The sequence below is a fragment of the Rhodococcus sp. WS3 genome, assembly GCF_003797085.1.
In the GTDB taxonomy this organism is placed as follows: Bacteria; Actinomycetota; Actinomycetes; order Mycobacteriales; family Mycobacteriaceae; genus Rhodococcus_F; species Rhodococcus_F globerula.
The window spans coordinates 217,837-241,915 of sequence record NZ_RKMA01000002.1; the positions used below are offsets into that span (position 1 = coordinate 217,837).

Consider the following 24,079-nt stretch of genomic DNA (forward strand, 5'->3'; position numbering starts at 1 on the left):
TTGGTCCCCGGGCGCGGGAATTGGGTGATGAACAGGCGCATGCAAACGAATTCACTCTCGGAAACCATCTGATTGCCAACATAGTTCAATCGATAGCCGATGCAACCATGTTGGCCGAAAGGCCAGAGGTTCTCTCTGATTGAGCACCGAACCTTTGTCGAGTGGCGTCATGACCATGCCGTCGAGTAAGGCTCGTTGGCCAAGCCTCCGTCGAGCACACGGGGTGAGCAACGAATGATCGCCGGTAAATCACCGGCGCTCATTCGTTGTGAAGGTCATTCGATCCCCAGCGCACGCGACCATAGGTAGGTGATGGTGTCGATCGCCTCGTCATCGGACTTAGGTCGGCCTATCCCTTGCGCGTTCATACCGAGCCAGAGATAACAACTGTGTTCGAGCATGGACGAGAGAGCTGACGCGGCAACGTACGGATCCACACTTGGATCCGTTATTCCTTCGCGCTGAAGTACTTTGATACGTCCGGCAATCTGTCGGACACCGACCCCGCGAATCTGCATCCACGCTTGCAGAAATTCGTCCTCGACTGCCGCCGCGTGTGTGATTCCGACCAGTTCAGGAATGAACTCGGTGTAGGTTCGCCAGAACACAGCGACGGCGGATCTCAGTGATTCCGAGGTGTACACGCCCTGCGGATCGGGGTTCCCATCCGCGAGGACTCGGTTGAGGAAGTCCTCCAACATTGCGTGGAGGATCTCCCGCTTGTTGTCGAAGTAGTTGTAGAGCGTTCCCGGAGATTTTCCGGCCTCGTCAGCGATATCGGTCATCCGGGCGTTGAGGTAACCGTCGCGTTTGAAGACGGTGCGCGCCGCGGCTTTGATGAGCTGCTCGGTCTGCTGCCCCTTCGTGCCCACATGCTCGGTACTCGCTGTATGCACCTTGATGGCCCCTTTTGGATCTTGTCGCTGCAGGCCTGGATTGTAGCGATATCGCTGACGGCGATGCCCTTACAGCTTGGGCATGACCTCGGAGGCGAACAGCGCCATCGTGTCGATGAGCATCTCGTGGGGGAGTGCACCGCAGTCGAAGGCGGCGAGGTGGATGTCGGGATCTATGACGTCCTTGAACGTGCCCATGCGATCAAGGACCTCTTCCGGGTTGCCGCACAGTGCGGTTCCCTCGATCAGGTCTTGGTAGTCGACGGGAGCCTTGCTGCCGAGCAGATTGCGCGCCCACGAGACGTAGCCGGTCAGGTAAGGGCGCCACTGCTCGCGCGCGGTCTGGCCGTCCTCCGCTACGTGAATGTAGCTGCAGGAGCCCACGATCGGCTGCTTACCCTGCTCCTCCATGAGCTCGCGGTAGATATTCACAAGCGGTCCCCAGGTATCGATGCGAGCGAAGATGCTCGGCAACATCAACGGCAATCCCTGTGTGGCAGTGCGGCGCACGGACTCCTCGGTGGTGCCGGTCCCCATCCACAGGCGGGGTGCGCCCGCGAGTGGCGAGGGCTTGAGTTGCACGTTGTCCAACGGGCCGCGGAACTCGCCGGACCAACTGAAGGGTTCCTTCGAGCTCCAGAGCTGATCGAGCAGTTGAATCTTCTCAGCCATGATGGCGTGACCTTGCTTGGGGTCCAGACCGCCAAATGCCGCATAGGTTTCCGGGTTGATGCCGCGGCCGACGACGATCTCGGCACGACCGTTGGACAGCAGGTCGAGGGTCGCGAAATCCTCGGCAACTTTGACGGGGTCCGCGGTGGCGAGCAGGGTCACCGCGGTAGCCAGACGCATTCGCTCCGTGCGCTCCGCGATCGCGGCGAGCATCAGTTCGGGCGAGGAAATGATGTAGTCGTTGAAGTGGTGCTCGCCCAGCGCGATCATGGAGAAGCCCATGCCCTCGCCTGCGACGGCGCTGTCGACGATGGAGCGCAGACGGTCCTGCTGCGAGTTCCGGACTCCCGTGTGGGGATTGGGTACGTGGTCGCCGAGGCTCAGAATGCCGATTTCCATGCGATGTTCCTTCCGGATTCAATAAAAACTAAAACTGACGTTAGTTTCAGTTTTTGTGTTCGTCAAGACCTAGGATGACGAAGTTCGCGAACGGACGTCGAGGCGAGTGAGTAATTAACACGTTGGGGCAGTGGATTTCTCGCATCCCGGCGAGTCGAAAATATTCTGAATGGAGGAATGCTCGTGCAGGTGACGGTAGATGAACACGGTGGTGTTCGATTGGCGAATCGGGATACTTTCAAGGCCTTCGCAGTGCATGCTCCCATCGGCTACGACGTCGAGAGGGTGGGAAAGGCTCTCGGAGCTGTTGCGGCGGGTGAGGTTGAGGATGGTCATGCGTGGATATCCGCGGCTGCGGTTACGCGGCTTGCGGGCGAGGCCGGCGCTGGGGACGACTGGCGGGTCGGCTTCGAAGCGATGGTGAAGTACGCGGGCGTGAAGTACGCGGGCGTGAAGGGTTGGCTTCGAGAGGACGGCGCGATTCGCGCGCACATCGAGTTCGGCTGACAGGTCATCTGTCGGGGGACTGTGCCAGAATCGGTGACATGACCCAACTCGGACGGACGTGCATGCTGCGGCAGGCACTGGACGCGGGTGACCAACCGTCGCCCCGGTCCGTCCTCATTCGGGGATAGCGGGTCGGGGCGCACGAGCCCGAAAGGCACTGCCTTGTCCCGTACTGATTCACACGCACCGCTGTGGGTTCGCCTGACTCTCCGTGAGTTGGGTATCGAAGCTGCCCATGATCATCGCGGTGGACTCTGCGATCTTCCGCCTATCCCTGTGTTCGATTGGTCGTCGTTCGATTGGTCGTCGCAGTCACAGGGAACCTGCTGCTGGACATTCACTTTCACGGGAACCCGGATCTGCTCCTGCTCGCTCTGCTACGACGGCAACGGTCGCCGGCGTGACCTTCGGCGGGAGCGGCGCCGCACGGTATCTCGGATCTCGGCCGATTTTCGGCGTTGGCGAATCGGAGACAACGCAGTATTCGATGACATCTCCACGCCGCATCGTCGCTGCGATTGGTGGTGACCGATGCAGTGACGGGCATTTAAGCCGCGTAGGTCTGGATAGACGTGATGGCGTGGCCGCGGCAGCTGTTATGCCAAGTCCACGCCATCACGTTTCCGATGGTGCGTCCGTCAAACCAGGGAACCCTGGTTGTTGAGAACGAGACCGGCTCGGGGCCAGTCGAATCGGAGCAGTTTGCCGGTGCTCGATGCGGTGACGTACGCCGTTCGCATGTCCTCTCCGCCCCAGCAGATGTTTGTGATGCCGGGGTCGCCGTCGGTGTCGATGCTGACGAACTCGACCAGTTCGCCGTCCGGACTGATCACGCAAATGCCAGGCGTAGCCAGTGATGCCACGCAGATATTGCCATTGGCTTCGACACCGAGCGAGTCGAAGTAGCGGAAGTCGGGCGAACCCCAGAGGAAGTTGCCACCGCCGGAGCCGGCGAGTGTCTGGCCACCGACGATTTCGCCGGGACCGGTAACGTCCCACCACCAGACACGCGCGGTGTAGGTCTCACTGACGTAGAGGCGCGTGCCGTCGGGGGAGAGTCCGATTCCGTTGGGGCCATTCATTTCTGAGGCGACCAGGCGGATGGATGAACCGTCGCTTGTGCCGTAGTAGAGGCGGCCGTGGTCGGTACCGCGTTCGTTGCTCTTGCCATGGTCCGTGAAGTAGAAGCCGCCATGCGCGTCGAAGACTATATCGTTGGGCCCGCGGAGTGGGACGCCATCGCACTCGGTGTAGAGCGTCTCGACCTCGCCGGTTTCGAGATCGACAGCCTGGATGCTGCCGCCGGTGTAATCCTCGGGGGTACCTCCAGCGAAGACGTAGCCATACACCTCGGTGGCGATCATCCCGCCGCAGTTAGCGATGTACGCGCGGCCGTCGGGGCCGATAGCGGTACCGTTGGGGCCACCGCCGACCTCTGCGACCACAGTGTTGGTGCCGTCCGGGGTTATGTGAGTGAGCGTCCCGCGGTGAATCTCGACGACCAATGCATCGCCGTTGGGCAGTGCTACCGGCCCCTCCGGAAACTTGAGTCCGGTAGTGACAACTGTGAATGACATCGGGTTCTCCTCGGTTCGTGTACTGCGGGAGTTCGTGTACTGCAGGAGTTCTGATAATGCAGGAGTTAGCGTCAGTTGGTCGTGAACTGATCGCGCAGGACGTTCTTCCGGATCTTGCCGCTGACGGTTTGGGGCATTTCGTCGATGAAGATGACCTTGCGGGGCTGCTTGAAGGCGGCGAGCTGCGACTTGCAACTGGTGACAACGTCGTCGGCGGTCAGTGCGGTGCCGGGCTTGCGGACCACGACGGCGGTGACGATCTCGCCCCACTTTTCATCGGGAGTTCCGATGACCGCAGCTCCGAGGACATCAGGGTTGGTGTAGATCGCGTTCTCGACCTCGCTCGAGTACACGTTCTCGCCGCCGGAGATGATCATGTCCTTGGCTCGATCGACGATGTAGAGGAAGCCCTCCTCGTCCTGACGTGCCAGGTCGCCGGTGTGGAACCAGCCGCCCTCGAAACTCTGGGCATTCGCCTCCGGATTGCCGAAGTAGCCGTTGGTCACCTGGTCGCCTCGAACGACGATCTCACCGATTTCTCCGGTGGGGCAGTCATTTTCGAGCGGGTCGACGACGCGTACATCGACGAGGGACATCGGCTTGCCGACGGCGTCGAGCAGGTGCTCCTCGCCGTTGGCTGCCCGGACATGTGCGGCCTTGTCGAGTGTGAGCATGTTGCCGCCGAGTTCTGTCATTCCCATGCCCGCATAGACAACAGGCCCGAACCGATCAATGGTCTGGCGCAACACATCTGCCGGGATCTTCGACGCCCCGTAGCCCATCCACTCGAGGCTGCTCAGGTCGTAGTCGTTGATCTTCGGATGTGCGAGAAGCATTTGCATCATGGTCGGCGCGAAGCCGCCGCTGGTTACGTGGTTGTCCTGCACCAACTGCATCCAGCGTTCGGGGTCCCAGCCAGACATCATCACCACTGATCCGCCGTGGAACTGGTGTAGCGGGGTCAGATAGCCCGCGATGTGGCACAAGGGCATTGCGTTGAGGAAGCAGGTATCCGGACGCGGGTCGTACTCGATTGCGGACTGGATCAGGGCGGTGTTGAGGTTGCGATGGCTCAACCGGGCGCCCTTGGGCTTGCCCGTCGTTCCGCTCGTGTACAGGATCCAGGCATCGTCATCATCGCTGATTTGAAGCTGTGAGGCAATCGTCGACGTGGACTGGAGGACGTTTTCGTAGGTCGTGAAACCCGTTGCGCCCTCGCCGATCACGACAATGTGCTCGACGCTCGTGAGTTCGGATCGATAATCGGCGATTACTTCGAGGTACTTCGATTCGACCATCAGCACCCGAGCCCCTGAATCGTTGAGGATCCAGACCCACTCTTTGGGGTGCAACCGGTAGTTGAGCAGGGTCAGGACCATTCCGGCAGCCGGGACACCGTAGTAGGCCTCGACGTACTCTAGATTGTTTTCGGACAGCAGGGCCACTCGGTCGCCGGGAGCTGCAAGACCGCTCAAACCGTTGGCCAGGCGTAGTGCGCGCTGGTGGAGTTGGGCATAGGTCCGGGTAGCGGATCCGTCATCCATTGCGAGTGCAGTCTTGTGGGGGAAGCGAGTGGCGTTCCGCCGTAGAAGATCGCTGTACAACATGTGGGGCTCCAGTCGAAACGAGATCAAGCGGCCGTGAATTGCACACAATCTAACTCAAGAGTGCCATGGATCACAAGCGCCGACTGGAGGCGGTTGAATGGTCTGGCTCGCTTGATTGCAGGTGCAATGGCGAAGGCGCATGGAAGACGGCTAGATTTTGCGGAATTGCCGTCTCGGCCAGGCAAAATTCTTTTGTATACAATAATCGTGATCGGTGTGTAGTTCGCCGAGCAGTCTTGCAAGGAAGGGGATATGCCATGGAGATCGTCGAGGTGAGCCCGCGTGACGGGCTGCAGAACGAGGCAGTGCACGTTTCGACTGCAAACAAGATTGCGCTGATCGAGCACGCCATCGCGTCCGGTCTGCGCCGAATCGAGGCCACCAGTTTCGTGCACCCGGCCGCGGTGCCGCAGATGGCCGATGCGGAGGCCGTCATGGCAGGAGTGCCGCGTCGTGACGATGTCTCGTACAGCGGTCTCGTACTCAATCGCCGCGGCTTCGATCGCGCGGTGGCAGCAGGCGTGAACGAGGTCAACGTCGTCGTCGTGGCGTCCGAAACCTTCAGTCAGCGCAACCAGCGCATGTCGGTCGCGGACTCGGTGAACATAGTGCGTGATCTCGTCGACGATGCCCGCTCCGCCGGCATCGGGGTGTCGGCCACTATCGCCACCGCATTCGGTTGCCCATTCGAGGGAGAGGTGTCCGAGTCTGCGGTCCTTGCCTTGGCTGGGCAGATGGCCGAGTTGGGGGTGGACGAGATCGCGCTGGCCGACACGATCGGGGTGGGAGTGCCCGCGCAGGTCGCCCGACTGGTCGCGGGGACCGCGGCGATCGCACCCGGAATTCGGTTGCGCGCCCACTTTCACAACACACGCAACACCGGCTACGCGAACGCTGTCGCGGCCATCGATTCCGGTGTGACGGTGCTGGATTCGTCGATCGGTGGAATTGGCGGATGCCCCTTCGCTCCGGATGCCACCGGCAACATCGCGACCGAGGATCTGGTCTATCTCCTCGACCGCAGTGGAATCGCCACGGGTGCTCTGCTTCCCGAGTTGATCAGGGCGTCAGACTGGCTCGGCGGGGTACTCGGGGCTCAGGTTCCCGGCCAGCTCGCCCGCGCCGGCGGTTTCCCACGCTGAGACGCCGAACAACTCGTCCACCTCGTCGCTGCTGGTTGCTGCGAGGTGGGCGAGAAGCACATCGCGGCCCTGAAGGACGTGCTCGTGCATCAGGGCAGATGCTCGGCGAGCGTCGCCGGCGACGATCGCGTCGCGGATCAGCTGATGGAACAGGTGTGACCGCTCGGTCTGGGCGCGGTCGTACTGACGGAATGCCTGGAAGACCAACGGAACGTCGGTGGTCCGTTCGAGCAGTCGACTCAGCCGCTCGTGCTTTGCGCCGGCCATGATGGCCCGGTGGATCTGGCTGTTTGCTGTGTCCACTGCTCGAACTTGCTCGACAGGGTCAACCGAAGTGAGTGTCAGGGCGAGCGCAAAAGCTTCGATCCCTGCGTCGAGAACCTTCTGAGTGGCGGGGTCGATGCGCGAGGCAGCCAGTTCAGCGGCATACGCCTCGAGGCGGGCCCGAAGTCCGTACAGGTCCGAGACATCCTCCACGGACAGGGTTCGGACGATAGATCCCCGGTTTGGCTCGCTGAGCACAAGACCTTCGGCCTCGAGTCTCCGAAGCGCCTCACGCACTGGTGTGCGGGACAGTGAGAACTGCTCGGCGATTCGTTGTTCGATCAGACGCTGTCCAGGCTTGTAGCGTCCTTCGACGATCGCCTGACGGATCTGGGAGTACGCGACCTGACCCGGTGCCTGCGGTGTGGTTGCCACGGTGCCTCTTCGTTTGATGTGGGTTTGATGCGAAACAAGCCTATCCCGACGAACTTTCTGTCTTTGTATGCAGGAGTGACTTGTTTCATGGATATTGCCGAGACTTGACGTAAGATTGTGTACAATTTTGCCATGATTACATCTTCCGGCCCGCTCAGCGGCCTGCGTGTCCTCGAACTGGGAAACTTCATCGCCGGTCCTTTCGCAGGGCAGTTATTGGGCGATTACGGGGCTGAGGTGTTCAAGATCGAGGCACCCGAATCCGGTGACTCGATGCGGCGGTGGGGCGTCACGGTTGACGGCGAAAGCCTGTGGTGGCCCTCGATTGCGCGGAACAAGAAGTCGGTTGCGATCGACCTGCGCCAGCCTGACGGGCGCGAGTTGGTGCGCAAGCTGGTCGCCGAAGCTGACATCGTCCTCGAAAACTTCAGGCCCGGCACGCTTGCGAAGTGGGGGATGGACTACTCGACCCTCTCGGAAATCAACACGCGCATCATCCTTGTTCACGTCTCGGGGTTCGGTCAGAACGGGCCGCGCTCGACGGATGCCGGTTTCGGTAGCGTCGGTGAGGCGATGGGCGGAATTCGTCATACGACGGGCAACCCCGGACTGCCTCCGACCCGTGTAGGCATCAGTCTCGGGGACTCCTTGGCAGCATTGTTCGCGGTGATAGGAACGCTTGCAGCGGTCCATGAGCGGTCGGTCAGTGGCCGCGGCCAGGAAGTGGACGTCGCGATTTACGAGGCAGTGGCGGCCCTGATGGAATCAACGATGGCCGACCATGAAATCGGCGGAATCACCCGCGGTCGTACGGGATCCGTGCTGCCCCGCGTGGCGCCATCGAATGTGTATCCCACGTCGGACGGAGCTGAGGTCATCATCGCCGCCAATGCCGATACCGTCTTCCGTCGTCTCTGCACTGCAATGGGTCGTCCCGAGTTGGCTGACGATCCGAAGTTTGCAACCCATGGCCCGCGCGGCGACAACATGGCCGAGATCGACGCCGTCATCGGTGAGTGGACATCGGCGATGAGCGGCGATGTGCTGTTGAAGACCATGGAGGACCACAGTGTTCCGGCCGGCCGAATCTACACGGCCCCGGACATGCTCGCCGATCCGCAGTATGCCGCGCGAGACATGGTGGTCCGTCTCGTCAATCAATTCGGTGTTGCAGTCCCCGCTGCCGGTGTCGTGCCCAAGTTCTCCAGGTCGCAGCCGGCGACTCCGGTGCCGGGGCCGGGTCTGGGTGAACATACCCGCGAAGTTCTCGCCGCACTGGCCGGAGTCGATGACAGCCAATGGGCCGACTTGAAGTCGGCCGGTACCGCCGTTCAAGCGACCAGCTGACATGACGACGAAGGCCTCGCGTCGTGACTTCGCGACAGGAGGCCTTCGTCTGAACAGGTTCGATCAGACCTGTGGGTCGATGGTTCCCGTCGTCAGCGAAGGTGCACCTGCGAGCAGCGGGCCGAGATCGGTGATAGCTCCCTCGCCGGCACGGAACTTGCGGTATTCGGCGTCGTGCTCGGCCGATTCCCAGGTTTCGATGAATCGCCACTTGGTGGGGCTTTTGCCGTCGACGACCGTCGTCACGGAAATACAACCGGGGAATGCTCGTGTTTCCTCGAGCACTCGCGTCATCACCGTACGTGCGGCGTCGAGGGAATCAGGCTTGAATGAAAGTTCCAGGATGGCAACAAGTTCCATGTTCAGTCCTTACATAGTGGGTGGTCTTGATGAAGACTAGCGGGTCATTCCCCGGAGAGGTCGGCGGACAGGTCAGCGACAACGACGCCGTCGGGAATTCGAACTTCCTCGATGAGTTCGGGGCGATCGTCGAATTCGAGTTTCAGAGCTCGGCAGATGGTGGCGTGCATGTCGTACATGCAGGTGATGTACGTCAGCTCCAAGATCTGCTTGTCGGACAGGTGCGTTTTCAGGACTGCGAATACCTCGTCGGGTACGCGGCCGCCGTCGTAGACGAGTCCGTCGGCGTACGCGAGAACGGCGCGTTCGATGTCGCTGAACAGGTCGCTGACCTGCCAGTGAGGGAGGGCCGCGATTTTCTCTTCGGTCATGCCCAGGGAGCGCATCTGCTTGCAATGCTGGGAGAAGACGAATTGGCTGCCTCGTGCGTACCCGGCGCGGGCCTGGCCGAGTTCACGCAGGAGGGGATCGAGGTCTGCGTTGCGGTACAGCGTGAATCCCGTGACGGCATGACGGAAAACGTCGGAGGACTGAGCGAAGACGGTCCACCAGTCGCCGGGGGTTGCATGGATGGTGCCGTGATCGACGGCGGGGTCCTTGTCGGTGCCGAACAGACGGTCGTAGAAGAAGAGGATCTTCTCGTCGGTTACCTCGGCGCGGGGGATTTCGCGAAGACGCGGCATGGAAGGTCCTTTCGGGCTTTCAGGAAGCTCGGGGTATCAGGAAGCGCTGGGAACGGTGCGGTCTGCAGCGGTCTTCGGCGTGTGTGCGACATCTGCTTCGGTGAATTTCTTGGTCCAGCAAGCAAATTCGAGAAGGACACCATCCGGGTCCTGGAAGTAGAAGGATCGGACGAAGGTGCCTTCATGGATCTCTCGCGACGCACCCTCCGGGCTGTCGTCGTGGTTGAGCGTGATGCTCAGTGGCACGCCGTCGGCCTTGAGCCGCTTGCGGTACTCGTCGAACTTCTCCGGTGGGACGGCAAACGCAACGTGATTCATCGACCCGACAGCGCTGACGAGCTCGTCCCGGTCAGGCAGTCCGGCGGGGGCGGAGATTCCGGGAACTGCGTCGGGTGCATCCGCCAGCCAGAAGAACGCCAGCGTGTCGCCGTTTCCACAATCGAAGAAGAAATGCTGTCCGAGGTTGCCGGGAAGATCGAGCGTCTTGACCAGCGGCATACCCAGGGTTCCCGAGTAGAAGTCGACGGTGCGCTGCATGTCCGAGCACACAAGCGCGAGATGGTTGATTCCGCGGAATTCGAACTTCGGATTGGTGACGGTCATTGCGGGCCTTTCTGGGGTGAATCGGTGAGAGCGGGACCATAAAGTGACTTGACAGTCATGTCATGTTCTTGGATAGTTTGTCCATGAGTAAGTCATCTGTCAACATCTCACTCCGGGCGGGCGAGGTGGGAGACCGTACGGATTTCTCCGTCCCGGTTATGGCTTGTGTGTTGTAACTGCCTCGAGGAGAATCATTTTCGCATGAAAGACTTCGCAGATCGGTTCTTCGCCGCAGTCTCCGGTGGCGATGAAGCGACACTCACCGAACTGTATGCGCCGGACGCGCGCATCTGGCACAACGACGACGGACAGGAGCAGACCGTCGAGGAGAACCTCCGCACGTTGCGGTGGCTCTCCCGCACTCTCGCAGACTTTCGCTACGAGGACGTCCGACGCTACGTACTGCCAGACGGATTCGCGCAACAGCACGTCGTACGCGGCACCCTCCCCGGACACGGCCCCCTCGAGGTGCCGGCCAGTCTGTTCGTCCGCGTCGAGAATGGGCGGATCTCTCGGATCGACGAGTACGTCGACTCGGCCGCCACCCGGCCCCTGCAACTCGCTGCTGCCACAAGGAGGCACCCATGACTGTGAACCAACCCGAAGGCGATATCGCCGAACTGCGCACTCGGTTGCGCGCATTCATCGACGACGAGGTGGTCCCCGCAGAACCCGTCCTCGCGAACGAGGACGAGGTTGCACACAAAACACTCGGGCAAATTCGCTCGCGCGCAAAAGAACTGGGCCTGTGGGCGCTCGGGCACCCGGCAGACGTCGGCGGTGGGGGAGTTCCCTTCCTCGACTTCGTGTTCCTCAACGAAGTCATCGGCAGATCCGAATTCGGCCAGCTGGCAGTCGGCTCGGTGTCGATGCAGGACACTCTGATGCTGCACAAGCATGGAACCGAAGAACAAAAGCAGCGATGGATCCCGCCGATCGTCGCGGGGGAGTTCCTGCCGTCGGTCGGTTTGACCGAACCAGACACTGCCGGCTCCGATCCCACGCTGATCGAGACCCACGCGGAACTCGACGGCGAGACGTGGGTAATCAACGGGCACAAGTGGTTCACCACCGGGGTGGCAGATGCGGGGTACTGCTCGGTATTCGCTCGAACCGAGCCGGAGTCGACGCCGCGGCATTCCCGGATCAGCGCGATCATCGTGCCGACCGACACGCCAGGATTCGAGATCGTCCGCTCGATACCGACCATGGGGCACGATCCCAGCGATCACTACGAGGTTCGTCTCACCGATGTCCGCGTTCCGTCGGCCAACCTCCTCGGTGAACGGGGTAAGGGGTTTGTCGTCGCTCAGGACCGACTGGGCCCCGGCCGGATCTTCCACTGCATGCGCTGGCTCGGCCAGGCGCAGCGCGCATTCGAATTGATGTGTGAGCGCGCGAACACCCGCTACGTACACGGGTCACTGCTCGCCGAGAAGGGCGAGATTCACCGGTACATCGCGGAATCCGCAGCGCAGATACACGCAGCCCGCCTGATGACCCTCGACGCGGCCCGTGTGATGGATGCCGGCGAGGATGCTCGCATCCAGATCGGCTTGGTGAAGTTCTGGGGTGCTCGGATGCTGCACGACGTCGTCGATCGCGCGATCCAGGTGCATGGCGCACTCGGACTGACCTCCGACACACCGCTCGAACGGATGTACCGACAAGCACGTTACGCGCGCGTCTACGACGGTCCGGACGAGGTGCACCGCATGTCGACCGCACGTCGACTGCTGCGCGATCCAGGCGCAGCGCCATGGCTGTGACTCATGCCGCCAGCAGCCTTGGTGACGGAATCCGCGTCGCACTGAGCGACTCCTTCGGCGACGAGATCACTGTCGGGGAACCCCGACAGTTGACCGGCGGTGCGAGCCGTCAGATCTGGGCGGTCGACGTTCGGGGCGTAGATGGTCAATCGCAGGACGTTGTGCTGCGCCGGGACCCACCCGGGCACGGCGACGCAGACCGGATGCGGGCAGAGGTGGCATGCCTGCGGGCGGCCTCCGCAGTCGGGGTTCCGGTTCCCACCGTCCTCGCATCAGGGGACACGGCACCGGGCATCGATGCTCCGTATCTGGTGATGGACATGATCGTCGGTGAGTCGATCCCGCGTAAATTGCAGCGGGATTCCGCGTTCGACGAGGTGCGGTCTCATCTCGCTGAGGACATGGGTTACGTGCTCGGACAGATTCACCGTGCGGACACCGGCACTCTCGGGATGCTCGACGCCGGCGACCCGCTGGACGCGATCGAGGCCGTGTACCGGGATTTGGAACAACCTCGCCCAGCCGTTGAGGTCGGACTGCGCTGGCTTCGGGAGAATAGGCCTGCCAGGCGCCCGAATGCTCTGGTACACGGTGACTTTCGACTCGGGAACGTGCTTGTCGACGGCGGGGGAATCCGCGGCGTGCTGGACTGGGAACTCGCCCATCTGGGTGATCCGATCGAAGACCTCGGCTGGCTCTGCGTGCGTGCGTGGCGGTTCGGCGCGGAGCCGCCGGTTGCGGGCATCGGTACGCGCGAACAGTTGCTCGACGGTTATGAACGCGCCGCGGGAATCCGGCCGTCTGAGGCTGAACTGCACTGGTGGGAGGCGTACGGCACGCTGCGGTGGTTGGTGCTGAGTCAGTTTCAGTCGCAGCGGCATCTGAGCGGCGCCGAGAACTCGATCGAACTGGCCGCGATCGGGCGGCGAGTGTGTGAGTCGGAGTACGACCTGCTCCTGATTCTCGGTCTGCTCGACAACATCGAGTCGCTACCGGACGACACGGCGCCGTCGGTGCACGACCGTCCGAGCATGTCGGAGATCCTCGAACTGGTCACCGGCACTCTTCGTGATGATATCGCCCCCGTGCTTGACGGGGCGCATGAACGGGAGCGGTACCTGCTCCGCATCTGCGTCAACCTGCTGGGGATAGCGGGACGGGAGCTCAGTGCCGGAGATCGCACAGGCGAGGTGACGGAATTGCTTGCAGCACTCGATTGCACATCGGAAGCAGATCTTGCCGATCGAATTCGTACCGGCGCCGTCTCGTACGCGGATACTGCCGTCCGCCAGTTGATCTCGACTGCCGTGCTCACTCGATTGCGGGTGGCGAACCCCCGCCACGTGCTCCGTCCGTCGCAGACCTGATCCCGGACCAGGCTCGACCCCTCCAGTGCTACGTGTCTACGCTGGCGGGGGGCGAGCGGGTGCGCCCACCGAGGGAACATGACTTGACAGTCATGTCAGTTTATTGGACACTCACGAGGGTGAGCAAGTCATCTGCCAGTACACCTTCCGTACCGCCACCCGCTGACACCCTGACCGCGCGGGGTCGAAAGACGCGCGACGGTTTGCTCGATGCAGCGCGCAAGGTCTTCGAGGAGGTCGGGTTTCTCGACACTCGAGTCGAGCAGATAGTCCAGGAAGCCTCCGTCTCCTACGGGACGTTCTACCGGTACTTCGAGTCGAAAGACGATGTGTTCCAGGAGCTGAGCATCCGGCTCTTCGAGGACGTACACCGCCGTGAACCTCTCGACTCCGACCTGTCGCCGGCCGCCAGGCTCATCGCAACCAACCGGTTGTACTACCAGGCATATCGCAGAAACGCGAAGTTGATGGCCATCGTCGAGCAGGTCGCGACCTTCAATGCCGAATTTCGCGCACTTCGGCACGAGCATCGTCGACAACTGATCGAGCGAACATCCCGTGCAATCGCTCGGTGGCAGGACCAAGGCCACGTTCGTGAGTCACTCGATCCGGTGATGGCCGCCCGCGCCATGTCCGCGATGGTCGACCACACGCTGTATTTGTGGCTCGTTCAGGGCGACGAAGCAGATGAGGAGATCTTGCTCGATACCCTCGATCAGATGTGCATCGGGGCGCTCGGCCTCGATGTTGCCTCCACATAGCCCTCCACATAGCCCTCGCGCATCGATCCTCACGGTGTGGATTCACCGTGAGGATCGATCCGTGGTCACGTGAGCGTCGTGCGCATCAGTCGATCTCGTTGCGGGACAAGGTGTCACCGAAACTCTGCGGCGATGTCCCGGCCGATGATTTCCTTCATGATCTCGGTAGTGCCGCCGTAGATGGTCTGGATCCTGGAGTCGACGTAGGCGCGGCCGATCGGGTACTCCATCATGTACCCGTACCCACCATGCAACTGCACGCAGCGGTCGACAACACGCTTCTGAAGTTCGGTCGCCCACCACTTGCTCATCGACGCATCCACTGCCGTGAGCTCACCGGCATTCAGTGCGAGAACGGCGCGGTCGATGTGCGATTCGGTGACCTCGATCTCCGTGCGCATCTCCGCAAGGGCAAACCGGGTGTTCTGCAGATCGCCGATCGGCCTTCCGAATGCCTTTCGCTCGAACACGTAGTTCTTGGTCCACTCGTAGGCAGCGCGGGCAGCCACGATTGCAGACACTGCAATGGAGATCCGCTCGAGCGGCAGGTTCTCCATCAGATGAAGGAATCCCTTTCCTTCGGTACCGAGCAGGTTGTCGGTGCGAACGCGCACGTTCTCGAAGACCAGTTCTGCAGTGTCCTGAGCAGCCAGTCCGACCTTGTGGAGCTTGCGCCCGCGGGTGAATCCGGGAGTGTCACGTTCAACGGCAATCAGAGAGAAGCCCCTCGACCCCGCCTCGGGGTCGGTCCGGCACACGACGATCACAAAATCGGAGTGGATCCCATTGGTAATGAACGTCTTCTGGCCGTTGATCACCCACTCGTCGCCGTCCCGTACCGCAGAAGTCCGAACTCCTTGCAGATCCGACCCAGCGCCGGGTTCGGTCATCGCGATTGCGCCGATCACCTCACCACTCGCCATCCGGGGCAGCCAGCGGGCCTTCTGCTCTTCCGTGCCCAGATGCAGGACGTACGGGATGACGATGTCGTCGTGCACGCTCAACCCGGAGCCGAACGATGTAGTGGCCGTGCGGGCGATTTCCTCGAAAACAACATTCCGGAAGCGATAGTCGGTGACGCCCGCACCGCCGTACTCTTCGGGAATACTGAGGCCGAGGATGCCGGACGCGCCGGCGGCGAGCCACGCACTGCGGTCGATGAGCCGATCCTCTTCCCACTTCGCGTAGTGAGGTTCGATCTCACGGGCCAGGAATTCGCGGACGGTTGCGCGGTAGTCCTCATGATCGGCTTCGTAGTGCTTGCGTTGCATCGGGTATCTGCCTCAGTCTCGGTGTTGACACGTAGGGTGTTGCTGAAACCCGGCCTGGGCCGGGTGATTGCGTTGTAGCGGAAGGTAACTCGAACAAGGTGGTACGGACGGCAAACCGAACCCCCGTTTAAAGTTCGAGCCGACTGATCGGCACATCCTTACCTGGGGTCGGCCATGAATCTCATCCAGTCACGGCCACCCTATCTAGCGCACGCTAAGTGATTCTAGCGTGCGTTGAATTACTCCGTCGACGCAGTCGGTGACCCGTCGGCAATCGGACAGTGTCGACGCGCCACGACGCTGAATATCACTTGCGACTCTCCCGAGACGAGATGTCGGTAGAACGAAACTGCCCGGTGACCGTCGAATTCGACGGTCACCGGGCAGCGACGCAATACGTAAGGGGTGGGGATCAGCGCAGGTACTGTCCGCACACCGGCCATGCGCCGGCACCCTGACCTGCGAGGACGTTTTCCGCGACACGTTCCTGTTCTGCCTGGCTGGCGGTGTGTGCACTGCCCGAACCGCCGTAGGCCTGCCACGTGCTCTCACTGAACTGGAGTCCGCCGTAGTAGCCATTGCCGGTGTTCGCGCCCCAGTTGCCCGACGATTCGCATTCTGCGACGCCCGACCAGTCGTGGCCGGCAGCAGATGCGGTGCCGGTGCTCAGGCCGAAGACTCCGGCAGTGAGTGCGCCGGCGGTAGCGACGGAAGCAAGGACGCGAGTAACAGTGTTGTTCTTCATGTAAATGAATTCCTTTCAATTTCCGCCAGCGGAGGACGGTGACCGTCTCAGCTCCCACCACAAAGGGATGTTGTCGAATCCGAATCACGGGGTGGGGCTGGCGGTGGCGATCCGGTAATGCCCGGTTGCTTGGGCTCACTCCAAGGTAGGGGACTGTCACGGATTGGTCACGGGTAGGCGTGTCGGTGCCTGTTTGTGCAACGTATGTGCATCAGAAGGTGTTATTGCAGGTCGATCGCCGTTATTCGGGCCCGCAGAGCGTTACAGAATTGACCTGAAATGTGATGTATGTCATAACGATGACGGTCTTCAATGGCCCGAAATATGCCCGTTGAGGGTGAAAAATGACGCGGAATCGACTGTTTCGAGGTTCAAATTTAGTCGACCGACCGACCAGATTTTCGTTGCAGGACAGAAGAATTGGCGTGGATCGATCACGTGCGTCCGCAGACGCTTTGGTGCGAAGTGTCGCGGCGGCGGAGATTCTCTAGCGGCGACAGGGTCGTGTCCTCGACAGCCGACACGGCTAGAGTTCGTCGCGATTGGTCGATCCGGTCTACCCGTCGACACATCTTTGTCGGACACTAAATCGCACAGATCTGCTGAAATATCCCCAAGGCATGTTGTCAGTTTTCAGAAGACGACTGCACGCTCGGCGAAAGCGTGATCACCGAGTCGTTCCCCTGTCTGACTGCTGAACCTGGAGTCCGGGAATTGATCGGTGTTCCTTTCGAAGCCACTGCGTCCATTAATCGTTTCTTCCTGAGGCACTTAGTGTTGAGACACTTCGTTGATGTTGTGCGGGGATGACCAAGGGGGATGAAGTGTCGAAGATCGTGCGGTTGCTCGACAGTGAGGTCGTTCAGCGATGGGCAGCTACGGTCGCCACAATCGGATTCTCCCTCTCTGTTCTTCCTTCCCGCGTGGGTCAGGCTGCCGAACACCCCTCGGTGTGGAACTGGGTTGTCGTCGTAGTCGTATTGGGAGGCATCGTCTCCTTCGCGGTTAATGCCGTCGCTATGTGGCGCAAGCGTTTGGCCCGAGGAACCAAGCCTGATCACACGTTTGTTGCACCCGAGGATGTTCCGTTCTTGGATGTGGAGTCGGCGATCGAATCGACAACGGACCGGATCTCGGCGATCAAGGCGTTGCGTGAACAACATCGGGGTCTCGGATTGAAAGCCGCTGCGGATCTCGTCGACGCAGCTCTCGATGAACGAAGCGAATGACCGGAGCAGCACTCGGTAGCCGCCCGCCGAGCTGACTCGTCCCAGATTCGTTCGGTTCTGGTGCAGTGATCAGTGAGACAGTCCCAGATTCGATCTTGGTCTCAACAGATCAACGCATCGATGGGGCCTTCCATCCTTGTCAGGTGTAAGGCCCCATCGTCAGTATGGAGGCGTAGACAGATTGGTCAGCTGCCGAATCCGAAGAGGTGGCGTTCACACTGCGAGCAACCCTGATAGGCCAGCCGGGACAGTTCAGTCAACCTGTGGGCAGCGCAGCGACTGCGGGGTTAGATTTGACTCCAATTGAGGTCAGTCATTGGCGCCGGACTGTCACCTGAAGGGTCCACTGGCGGTCCTCCCGACGGATGGGGGAGAGCATGGATGAAGCAAAGAAGATTCTTCGCGACGATGCGGTGAACCGGGGAACTGCATTCACGCAAGAGGAGCGTGCATCACTTGGCCTGGTAGGGCGGTTGCCATCAGCGGTCGAGACCCTTGATCAGCAGGCGAGACGCTCATACGCACAGTTGCAAAAGCAGTCAACGGATCTCGCGAAGTACATCTACCTTGATTCGCTCCACGAGCGCAACGAAGTCTTGTACTACCGCGTGATTGCGGATCACCTCTCGGAATTGTTACCCGTCGTGTACGACCCGACCATCGGGGACGCGATCGAACAGTGGTCACAAGACTACCGCCAGTCGCGTGCGGTGTACCTGTCGATCGATCACGTCGACGACATCGAAATCGCCTTCGCCACACTGGAATTGGGTCCGGAGGATGTGGACCTGATCGTCTGCTCCGACGCTGAGGAGATCCTCGGGATTGGGGACTGGGGCGTCAACGGTACCGACATCGCCGTGGGGAAACTGGCGATCTACACCGCCGCAGCCGGCATCAACCCCAATCGCGTCATCGCGGTGAATCTAGATGTGGGGACAAGCAACGAAGCGCTCCTCAACGACCCGTTCTACCTTGGGAACCGACACAGTCGCGTCCGGGGGGAGAAGTACGACAAGTTCATCGGAACCTACCTCGAGACAGTGGAGAAGCTCTTCCCGAAGGCACTGCTGCATTTTGAGGACTTCGGCCCCTCCAATGCCCGCCGTATCCTCGTAGACCACGCCGACAAGTACCGCATTTTCAACGACGATCTTCAGGGAACCGGCGCCATCGTCATGGCGGCGGTCATCTCGGGGCTGAAGGTCACCAAACAGACGTTCGCGGATCAACGACTTGTCATCTTTGGCGCTGGCACCGCCGGCACGGGCATGGCCGACCAGATCTCCGCCGCGATGAGCCGCGCCGGGCTCAGCGATGACGAGGCCCGCGCTCGAGTGTGGCTTATCGACCGCGACGGCTTGGTCACCGACGATATGCAGGACCTGCCCGACTACCAGCAAGCCTATGCCCGGCCAGCACACGAAGTCGCCGATTGGGGCGGGCGCCCTATCGACCTTCTGACGGTGGTCCAGCACGTCAAACCCACCATCCTGATCGGCACTTCGACCGCGCACGGAGCTTTCACGCAGGACGTCGTAGAAGCGCTCAGTGGCGGGGTCGAACGCCCCATCTTGCTGCCGCTCTCGAACCCGACCAGTCGTATAGAGGTCATGCCCCAGGACGCCATCTTGTGGTCCAAAGGGCAGGCGTTGATGGCGACCGGGATCCCGATCAAACCGGTCGAATACAGCGGCGTCACTTATCGGATCGGTCAATGCAATAACGCTCTGCTCTATCCAGGCCTAGGCCTTGGCACGATCGTGTCCGGTGCTCGTCACGTAACCGATGGCATGCTCCTTGCAGCTGCGGTCGCGGTCGCCGGTCAGGTGGATGTCTCGGAGCGGGGAGCGTCCCTCCTCCCCGACGTCGAAAACCTTCGTGCCTCGTCCGCGACGGTGGCTGTGGCGGTCGCGAAGGCAGCAGCCGATGACGGCGTCGCCACCGTGACCCACGACGACTTGGTGCAGGCCGTTCAGGATGCGATGTGGCTGCCTGTGTATCCGGCCACCCCTCAGAACAGCTGATCCTGGACAACTCAGATAGGCAGGTTGCCGATTTCTCCTAAAGGCGAACAACGCGTCGAGATGCTGCGTTAATCGGTTGGCTATGGGAGATGAAGTTGCATCCGGGGTGGCGGCCACACTGCCTCTCGGAGCGAGGCTCGGCGTGTTGACTACCTGGCACGTTGTCGCTGTGAGACATGGCCTGGTGCCTGTGCCGTTAGGCCGGGCGACGCAGGTATCCGTCGATCAGTATGTCGAGACCTTCGAGATAACCATCGGTCGTCGTCCCGGCCGGCCAGTCTTCGAGCACCTCGTTGAGTACGGGTAGTTCCGCGGGCCCGATTTCTCGGATCTTGATCGCAAGAGGTGACACGCTGCCTTCGGGTCGCGCGCTGTCGTCATAGATGTTGAGCAGTGCGCCGAGCGTGTAGTTCCACAGCGCTCGGTAGACCAACAGTGCGCGGCGTGGAGACATGCCCAGTTCGACACACGCGGCCATGGCTCGATCGACCAGGACGACGGCGCCGCTCCCGCCGCGCCCGCCGCGCTGAAGCAACTCGATGATCCAGCGCTCCGATGCCAGCGTTTCGAAGATCGCGGTGAAGATCAAGCGAATCCGCTCGACCTGATCCTGTGGCAGGACCAGCGAACCGAGGTCTTGTGAGTACGCATCGAGAACCGCGCTGATCAGCTGTTCCTTGTCGCCCACGTGCCGGTACAGCGCCATCGGAGTGGTGCCGAGCGACTTCGCCAACGCTCGCATGCTCAGTGCGTCGGCGCCGCCGGACTGAAGTTGCCGTTTCGCCTCTTCGACTATCTGCTCCGACGTGATCGTCGGGGGACGTCCGAGCCGCGGCGATCTCGGTTCCATCTTTTCGGCCATGCATCGATTGTGCGCGCCCCTGCTACGGCGCTCTCGCCCGGGGAACCCCTTGCATCCCGGTCGGCAGCAAGGTAAACCTAACTACTTATGAGAACATGTATACAAATGAGGTGCCAGCAATGACAACAACAACACGGGCGGTAGCCGCGCCTGCCCTGGTCCTCACAGCCGCCGCGGCAGCACAGTTCCTGGTCGCCTTCGACATGTCGGTCATCAACGTCGCACTACCCGACATCCAGGAATCATTGAACTTCTCCGACGCCGGGCTGTCCTGGGTCGTCAACGCGTACGCCCTCGCCTTCGGCGGATTGCTGCTTCTTGGCGGCCGATTGTGCGATGTGATGGGCACTCGCCGGGTTCTGGTTTCCGGGCTTCTGCTGTTCGCCCTCGTTAGCATCGTCGGCACCTTCTCGGTGTCCGCCGAGATGCTTGTCGGCGCTCGGGCACTTCAAGGCGTCGGCGCTGCGATGATCGCGCCGGCCGGGCTCGCCGCCCTCAGCCAGGCCTTTCCCACCGGACGCGCCCGGGCCAAGGCATTCGGCATCGGCGCAATGTCATCAGCACTGGGCGGTGCACTCGGTGTAGTACTGAGCGGCATTTTGACCGAAGGGCTCAGTTGGCGATGGGTGATGTTCGCTGGCGCACCGGTGGCCCTGATCGCCGCAGTTGCCGGTACCCGCGGCCTGCCTGCCGGCCAAGCCGCTAGAGGCGGCTCCCTCGATCTCCCCGGCGCCATCTTGGCGACGGCCGGAATCACCGCCCTTGTCGGCACCGTCATCGCCACTGAATCACATTCCTGGACTTCGGGTTACGTGCTGGGCGGATTCGCGCTCACGATCGTCCTGCTGACCGCCTTCGTCGCGGTCGAAAGCCGCTGCGCCACAACACTGGTACGACTGTCCACCCTCCTTCGACCCCGAATCGGACTGGCCAACGCCATCATGTGCCTGGTGTGCGGGGCACAGTTCAGCGCGTTCTTCTTCGTCTCGCTATTCCTGCAACGCGGACTGGGCTATTCGCCGACCACCACCGGTCTGGCGTTCCTGCCCTTCTGTTTCGGCCTGGTCATCGGCATCCTCGCATCCACCAAACTCCTTCCACGCTACGGAGTTCGGCCGCTACTCGTAGTCGGAACAGCGGTCGCAGCAATCGGGACCTTCATCTTCTCGACCATGAACCTCGACAGTCCCTTCTGGGCCGTCATCCTGGTGCCTTCGCTTCTGGCGAGCATCGGAATCGGCCTGTCGTTCATGCCGCTCAGCAACGTCGCCACCGCCGACGCTCCTCCCGAAGAAGTCGGCATGGCATCCGGGCTGCTGAGCACGTCGCGTCAGATCGGCGGTTCACTCGGACTAGCCGTTCTCGTGAGCGTCGCCGCATCCTCGACGGCACGCTCGGACAGCGCGCCGACCGAAGCACTGGTTTCCGGATACTCCCAAGCCCTCTTCGTCTGCTCCGGCCTACTGCTGGCCGGCACCCTCCTGTCCTTCTTCTTCCCACGAATGGATCGTTGATCTCAGATGGTCACCACCCGAACTGCATTCGGCATCGTCTCGGCGCTCCTCCTCACCGTTGCCAGTGCAAGCGCGTGCAGCAGCTACTGAGAACTTGATCGACGACGACCTGAGGCTCGAGAACTGACTTCACTTCCCGGCGAGTGATCGAACATGGCGTGGGAACCGATCAACAGTAAGTCCGAGGTATCCCAGCGCGGGGACGCAACTGAACGTTGTGTAGATGAGTTTATGAAGACTATGTCCTGCGGTGCGGTCAGGAAGTGGGTGGTGGTTGCTTTGACGATTGGTGGAGGAAGGGGCGCGGCCAGGCACCTAGAGCGAGCACGGCGAGGGTTGTCTGAATGATGCCGGTGGCGAAATAGATGTCGTGCAGCGGCGACCAGACGAGGATGATGGCGATTTCGACGAAGACCCAGATCATCATGATTAGGCCGGCTGCGGCATGTAGACCCCACGCCAGTGCGAACCTGCCGTACTGAGCAACGAGCGTGGTTGCCTGGCTTCCGCCGACGATCACGCCGAGGATGATGCCTGGCCAGAAGTAGGAAGTGAAGACGGTTCCTTCGATCCATTCCGGGGGGAGGCCGAACCCGCCACCAATGGTTAGTCCAGCCATTCCGAGAAGGGCGGAGAGCAGGTTGAACCATGCGACGACGGACAGGCTGATTCGGAGCGGGCGCGGAGGGAGCGGCGCTGGTTTCATGACTGTCACGATAGAATAATGCCGCTCATGCGACGCATCCGCTATTTAGTGGGTTGGTCAAGTTGCCGTGGCTGTAGCTCATGTTCCGATTATCCCAGGGTTTCTACTGCTGCTCAGGGCATTTCGGGTGTCCGGCAGGAGAAACTATCCAGTTTGTCGATGGTCAAAACGAACACCCAAACCCGTAGAAATGATCTGCGAGCGAACCGGTTAAACAGGCCAAAACGTGGCGTGCCGTGGCTGTGGCTTCACAATGTTCGGGGCAGATTGTGCGCTTGCTCGTCCGGCATCGTCAGATTCGTGATTGCCACGTAGGTGTCGGGAGCGTAGGTGTCGGGCAGCGGGTTTCCGCACGTCCCGTCAACGGGAAGAGCGGCCCTTGCTGAGTTTCCTGCGTCATCGACCAGCCACATAACGGGAGTGGGAATTGTGCCGTCGGTATGGCATTCGCCGAACCACGGTCATTTGGTCGAAGCGCGACTAAGTTAAGTTGCTCGACTACCGCGACGAAGTTGCCGAGCCCGCTGGTCTGGCGCATAAGTGCGCAGCCGCAATCGTCGGTGTACCCGCTGAATTCGCACACCACTGCCGACGTCGGGCTCAGCGAGGACAACACTGCGGATGCCAGGCATGGGGGCTGTCCGATCGCCACTCCAAGCGGTACTGGTGCCGGATTTCGTCGTTCGTCGAGCACTCCGAAAAACATTGCTCCAAGATCAAGGAGAGTTGCACAGGTCCCGGACGCTATCAACCACGTACGCAATCGCCGCGTAGCTCACACTATGGGCGACTACTGGCATTGAACTGATATCCCGAACGCCACACCAGGGGAGTGCTAATGGCTGGGACGGTAGGGGATTCGGCTATGTGCCGAATCCTATTTTCCAGCTGATGCAACGTCATCGTGAGCGAGGTCCTCATGTGTGGCCGCGGGGTAGTACACGGATGCTGCGCCGAAGGAAATGGCTGAGATTGTCAACGCAGGCCAGGCGATACTCCACCCATCGGCTCCTGCAACGGAGAGCGCAGCAGTGACGATCATCGCGACCACCACAGCCGTCGACGTTGCGAATGCGAGCCGCCACGTCGTCGGCGCCGCGGCGCGGACGTGTCGCTCGCCGACCGCGAGGACGCCCTTCCCCGTCAGGATTGCTGCCATTCCCAAAAGCGCGCCGGCAGGAAGCGAGCACAACGACCCGAGGCAGATCGCGGTGAGAACACTACTGACATCGCTGGAATCTGCGAAGAGAAGCGCGAAGTAACTTCCGAATACAGCTCCCACGATCAGCGGCCACGCCATCGCTCGGCTCTGCCAGGAAACATCGGAACGAGTCAT

The 24,079-nt window shown here is 61.3% G+C and carries 22 protein-coding genes and 1 pseudogene; 10 read left to right on the forward strand and 13 right to left on the reverse strand.

The features are described 5' to 3' along the window. Positions 1-275: 275 nt before the first annotated feature. Both EEB13_RS15195 and EEB13_RS15200 read right to left on the reverse strand, forming a co-directional pair. Positions 276-896 carry a TetR/AcrR family transcriptional regulator gene (locus EEB13_RS15195; RefSeq protein ID WP_187328569.1) on the reverse strand — a complete coding sequence of 207 codons (621 nt, stop codon included), beginning with the start codon at positions 894-896 and terminating at the stop codon, positions 276-278. Between the two features lie 69 nt (positions 897-965). Further along, on the reverse strand, positions 966-1,967 hold the full coding sequence (locus EEB13_RS15200; RefSeq protein ID WP_141485699.1) for an LLM class flavin-dependent oxidoreductase: 1,002 nt from the start codon (positions 1,965-1,967) through the stop codon (positions 966-968). Positions 1,968-2,156: 189 nt separating this feature from the next. On the opposite strand from EEB13_RS15200, the gene EEB13_RS15205 reads away from it, so the two are divergent. Continuing rightward, entirely contained in the window at positions 2,157-2,474 is a 318-nt protein-coding gene (locus EEB13_RS15205) for a hypothetical protein (RefSeq protein WP_141485700.1), read from the forward strand. 638 nt (positions 2,475-3,112) lie between these two features. Here EEB13_RS15205 and EEB13_RS15210 read toward each other — a convergent pair. Both EEB13_RS15210 and EEB13_RS15215 read right to left on the reverse strand, forming a co-directional pair. Further along, positions 3,113-4,051 (reverse strand): SMP-30/gluconolactonase/LRE family protein, encoded by a 939-nt coding sequence (locus EEB13_RS15210; protein ID WP_141485701.1) that lies wholly within the window; start codon positions 4,049-4,051, stop codon positions 3,113-3,115. 71 nt (positions 4,052-4,122) lie between these two features. Beyond that, a complete protein-coding gene (locus EEB13_RS15215) occupies positions 4,123-5,658 on the reverse strand; it encodes a class I adenylate-forming enzyme family protein (protein WP_141485702.1) in 1,536 nt (511 codons plus the stop codon). A 257-nt stretch (positions 5,659-5,915) separates the two neighbouring features. Here EEB13_RS15215 and EEB13_RS15220 point away from each other — a divergent pair, with 257 nt between their 5' ends. Beyond that, the gene (locus EEB13_RS15220; protein WP_141485703.1) at positions 5,916-6,800 is read left to right on the forward strand and encodes a hydroxymethylglutaryl-CoA lyase; all 885 of its coding nucleotides are present in this window, start codon (positions 5,916-5,918) and stop codon (positions 6,798-6,800) included. On the opposite strand, the gene EEB13_RS15225 is transcribed toward EEB13_RS15220, so the two are convergent. Beyond that, the gene (locus EEB13_RS15225; protein ID WP_141485704.1) at positions 6,726-7,499 is read right to left on the reverse strand and encodes a GntR family transcriptional regulator; all 774 of its coding nucleotides are present in this window, start codon (positions 7,497-7,499) and stop codon (positions 6,726-6,728) included. The genes EEB13_RS15220 and EEB13_RS15225 overlap by 75 nt on opposite strands. A 132-nt stretch (positions 7,500-7,631) precedes the next feature. On the opposite strand from EEB13_RS15225, the gene EEB13_RS15230 reads away from it, so the two are divergent. Further along, on the forward strand, positions 7,632-8,846 hold the full coding sequence (locus EEB13_RS15230; RefSeq protein WP_141485705.1) for a CaiB/BaiF CoA transferase family protein: 1,215 nt from the start codon (positions 7,632-7,634) through the stop codon (positions 8,844-8,846). A 63-nt stretch (positions 8,847-8,909) separates the two neighbouring features. Here the strand turns inward: EEB13_RS15230 and EEB13_RS15235 are convergent, their stop codons facing one another. From EEB13_RS15235 to EEB13_RS15245, 3 genes are read right to left on the reverse strand one after another with little or no spacing between them, the layout of a single operon-like run. Next, a complete protein-coding gene (locus tag EEB13_RS15235; RefSeq protein WP_141485706.1) occupies positions 8,910-9,206 on the reverse strand; it encodes a putative quinol monooxygenase in 297 nt (98 codons plus the stop codon). Positions 9,207-9,250: 44 nt separating this feature from the next. Beyond that, on the reverse strand, positions 9,251-9,889 hold the full coding sequence (locus tag EEB13_RS15240; RefSeq protein WP_141485707.1) for a carboxymuconolactone decarboxylase family protein: 639 nt from the start codon (positions 9,887-9,889) through the stop codon (positions 9,251-9,253). 36 nt (positions 9,890-9,925) lie between these two features. Further along, positions 9,926-10,492 (reverse strand): VOC family protein, encoded by a 567-nt coding sequence (locus EEB13_RS15245; protein ID WP_141485708.1) that lies wholly within the window; start codon positions 10,490-10,492, stop codon positions 9,926-9,928. 201 nt (positions 10,493-10,693) lie between these two features. On the opposite strand from EEB13_RS15245, the gene EEB13_RS15250 reads away from it, so the two are divergent. The 4 genes from EEB13_RS15250 (at position 10,694) to EEB13_RS15265 (ending at position 14,389) form a co-directional block, all read left to right on the forward strand. Continuing rightward, positions 10,694-11,080: a nuclear transport factor 2 family protein gene (locus tag EEB13_RS15250; RefSeq protein WP_033232014.1), complete on the forward strand. Its 387-nt coding sequence runs from the start codon at positions 10,694-10,696 to the stop codon at positions 11,078-11,080. Continuing rightward, on the forward strand, positions 11,077-12,261 hold the full coding sequence (locus EEB13_RS15255) for an acyl-CoA dehydrogenase family protein (protein WP_187328570.1): 1,185 nt from the start codon (positions 11,077-11,079) through the stop codon (positions 12,259-12,261). The genes EEB13_RS15250 and EEB13_RS15255 overlap by 4 nt, the downstream gene beginning before the upstream one ends. Continuing rightward, positions 12,252-13,628 carry a phosphotransferase family protein gene (locus EEB13_RS15260; protein WP_141485709.1) on the forward strand — a complete coding sequence of 459 codons (1,377 nt, stop codon included), beginning with the start codon at positions 12,252-12,254 and terminating at the stop codon, positions 13,626-13,628. The genes EEB13_RS15255 and EEB13_RS15260 overlap by 10 nt, the downstream gene beginning before the upstream one ends. A gap of 119 nt (positions 13,629-13,747) precedes the next feature. After that, entirely contained in the window at positions 13,748-14,389 is a 642-nt protein-coding gene (locus EEB13_RS15265; protein ID WP_095886317.1) for a TetR/AcrR family transcriptional regulator, read from the forward strand. Between the two features lie 113 nt (positions 14,390-14,502). Here EEB13_RS15265 and EEB13_RS15270 read toward each other — a convergent pair whose 3' ends face one another. Together EEB13_RS15270 and EEB13_RS15275 are read right to left on the reverse strand one after the other, a co-directional pair. Further along, a complete protein-coding gene (locus tag EEB13_RS15270; protein WP_141485710.1) occupies positions 14,503-15,660 on the reverse strand; it encodes an acyl-CoA dehydrogenase family protein in 1,158 nt (385 codons plus the stop codon). 418 nt (positions 15,661-16,078) lie between these two features. Then, positions 16,079-16,405: pseudogene (locus EEB13_RS15275) on the reverse strand (transglycosylase family protein); the annotation flags it as partial. Between the two features lie 806 nt (positions 16,406-17,211). Here EEB13_RS15275 and EEB13_RS31535 point away from each other — a divergent pair. Beyond that, a complete protein-coding gene (locus tag EEB13_RS31535) occupies positions 17,212-17,634 on the forward strand; it encodes a hypothetical protein (RefSeq protein ID WP_187328571.1) in 423 nt (140 codons plus the stop codon). A 377-nt stretch (positions 17,635-18,011) separates the two neighbouring features. Then, complete coding sequence (locus tag EEB13_RS15285; protein ID WP_141485712.1) at positions 18,012-19,661, forward strand: NAD-dependent malic enzyme; 1,650 nt, start codon at positions 18,012-18,014, stop codon at positions 19,659-19,661. Between the two features lie 196 nt (positions 19,662-19,857). Here EEB13_RS15285 and EEB13_RS15290 read toward each other — a convergent pair whose 3' ends face one another. Then, entirely contained in the window at positions 19,858-20,523 is a 666-nt protein-coding gene (locus EEB13_RS15290; RefSeq protein WP_141485713.1) for a TetR/AcrR family transcriptional regulator, read from the reverse strand. A 119-nt stretch (positions 20,524-20,642) separates the two neighbouring features. Between EEB13_RS15290 and EEB13_RS15295 the strand changes: the two genes are divergently transcribed. Beyond that, positions 20,643-22,037, forward strand: a complete 1,395-nt coding sequence (locus EEB13_RS15295) for an MFS transporter (RefSeq protein ID WP_141485714.1) — start codon at positions 20,643-20,645, stop codon at positions 22,035-22,037. A 256-nt stretch (positions 22,038-22,293) separates the two neighbouring features. Here the strand turns inward: EEB13_RS15295 and EEB13_RS15300 are convergent, their stop codons facing one another. Both EEB13_RS15300 and EEB13_RS15305 read right to left on the reverse strand, forming a co-directional pair. Beyond that, positions 22,294-22,743 (reverse strand): hypothetical protein, encoded by a 450-nt coding sequence (locus tag EEB13_RS15300; protein WP_261984558.1) that lies wholly within the window; start codon positions 22,741-22,743, stop codon positions 22,294-22,296. Positions 22,744-23,620: 877 nt separating this feature from the next. Then, on the reverse strand, positions 23,621-24,079 hold the full coding sequence (locus tag EEB13_RS15305; protein ID WP_141485715.1) for a hypothetical protein: 459 nt from the start codon (positions 24,077-24,079) through the stop codon (positions 23,621-23,623).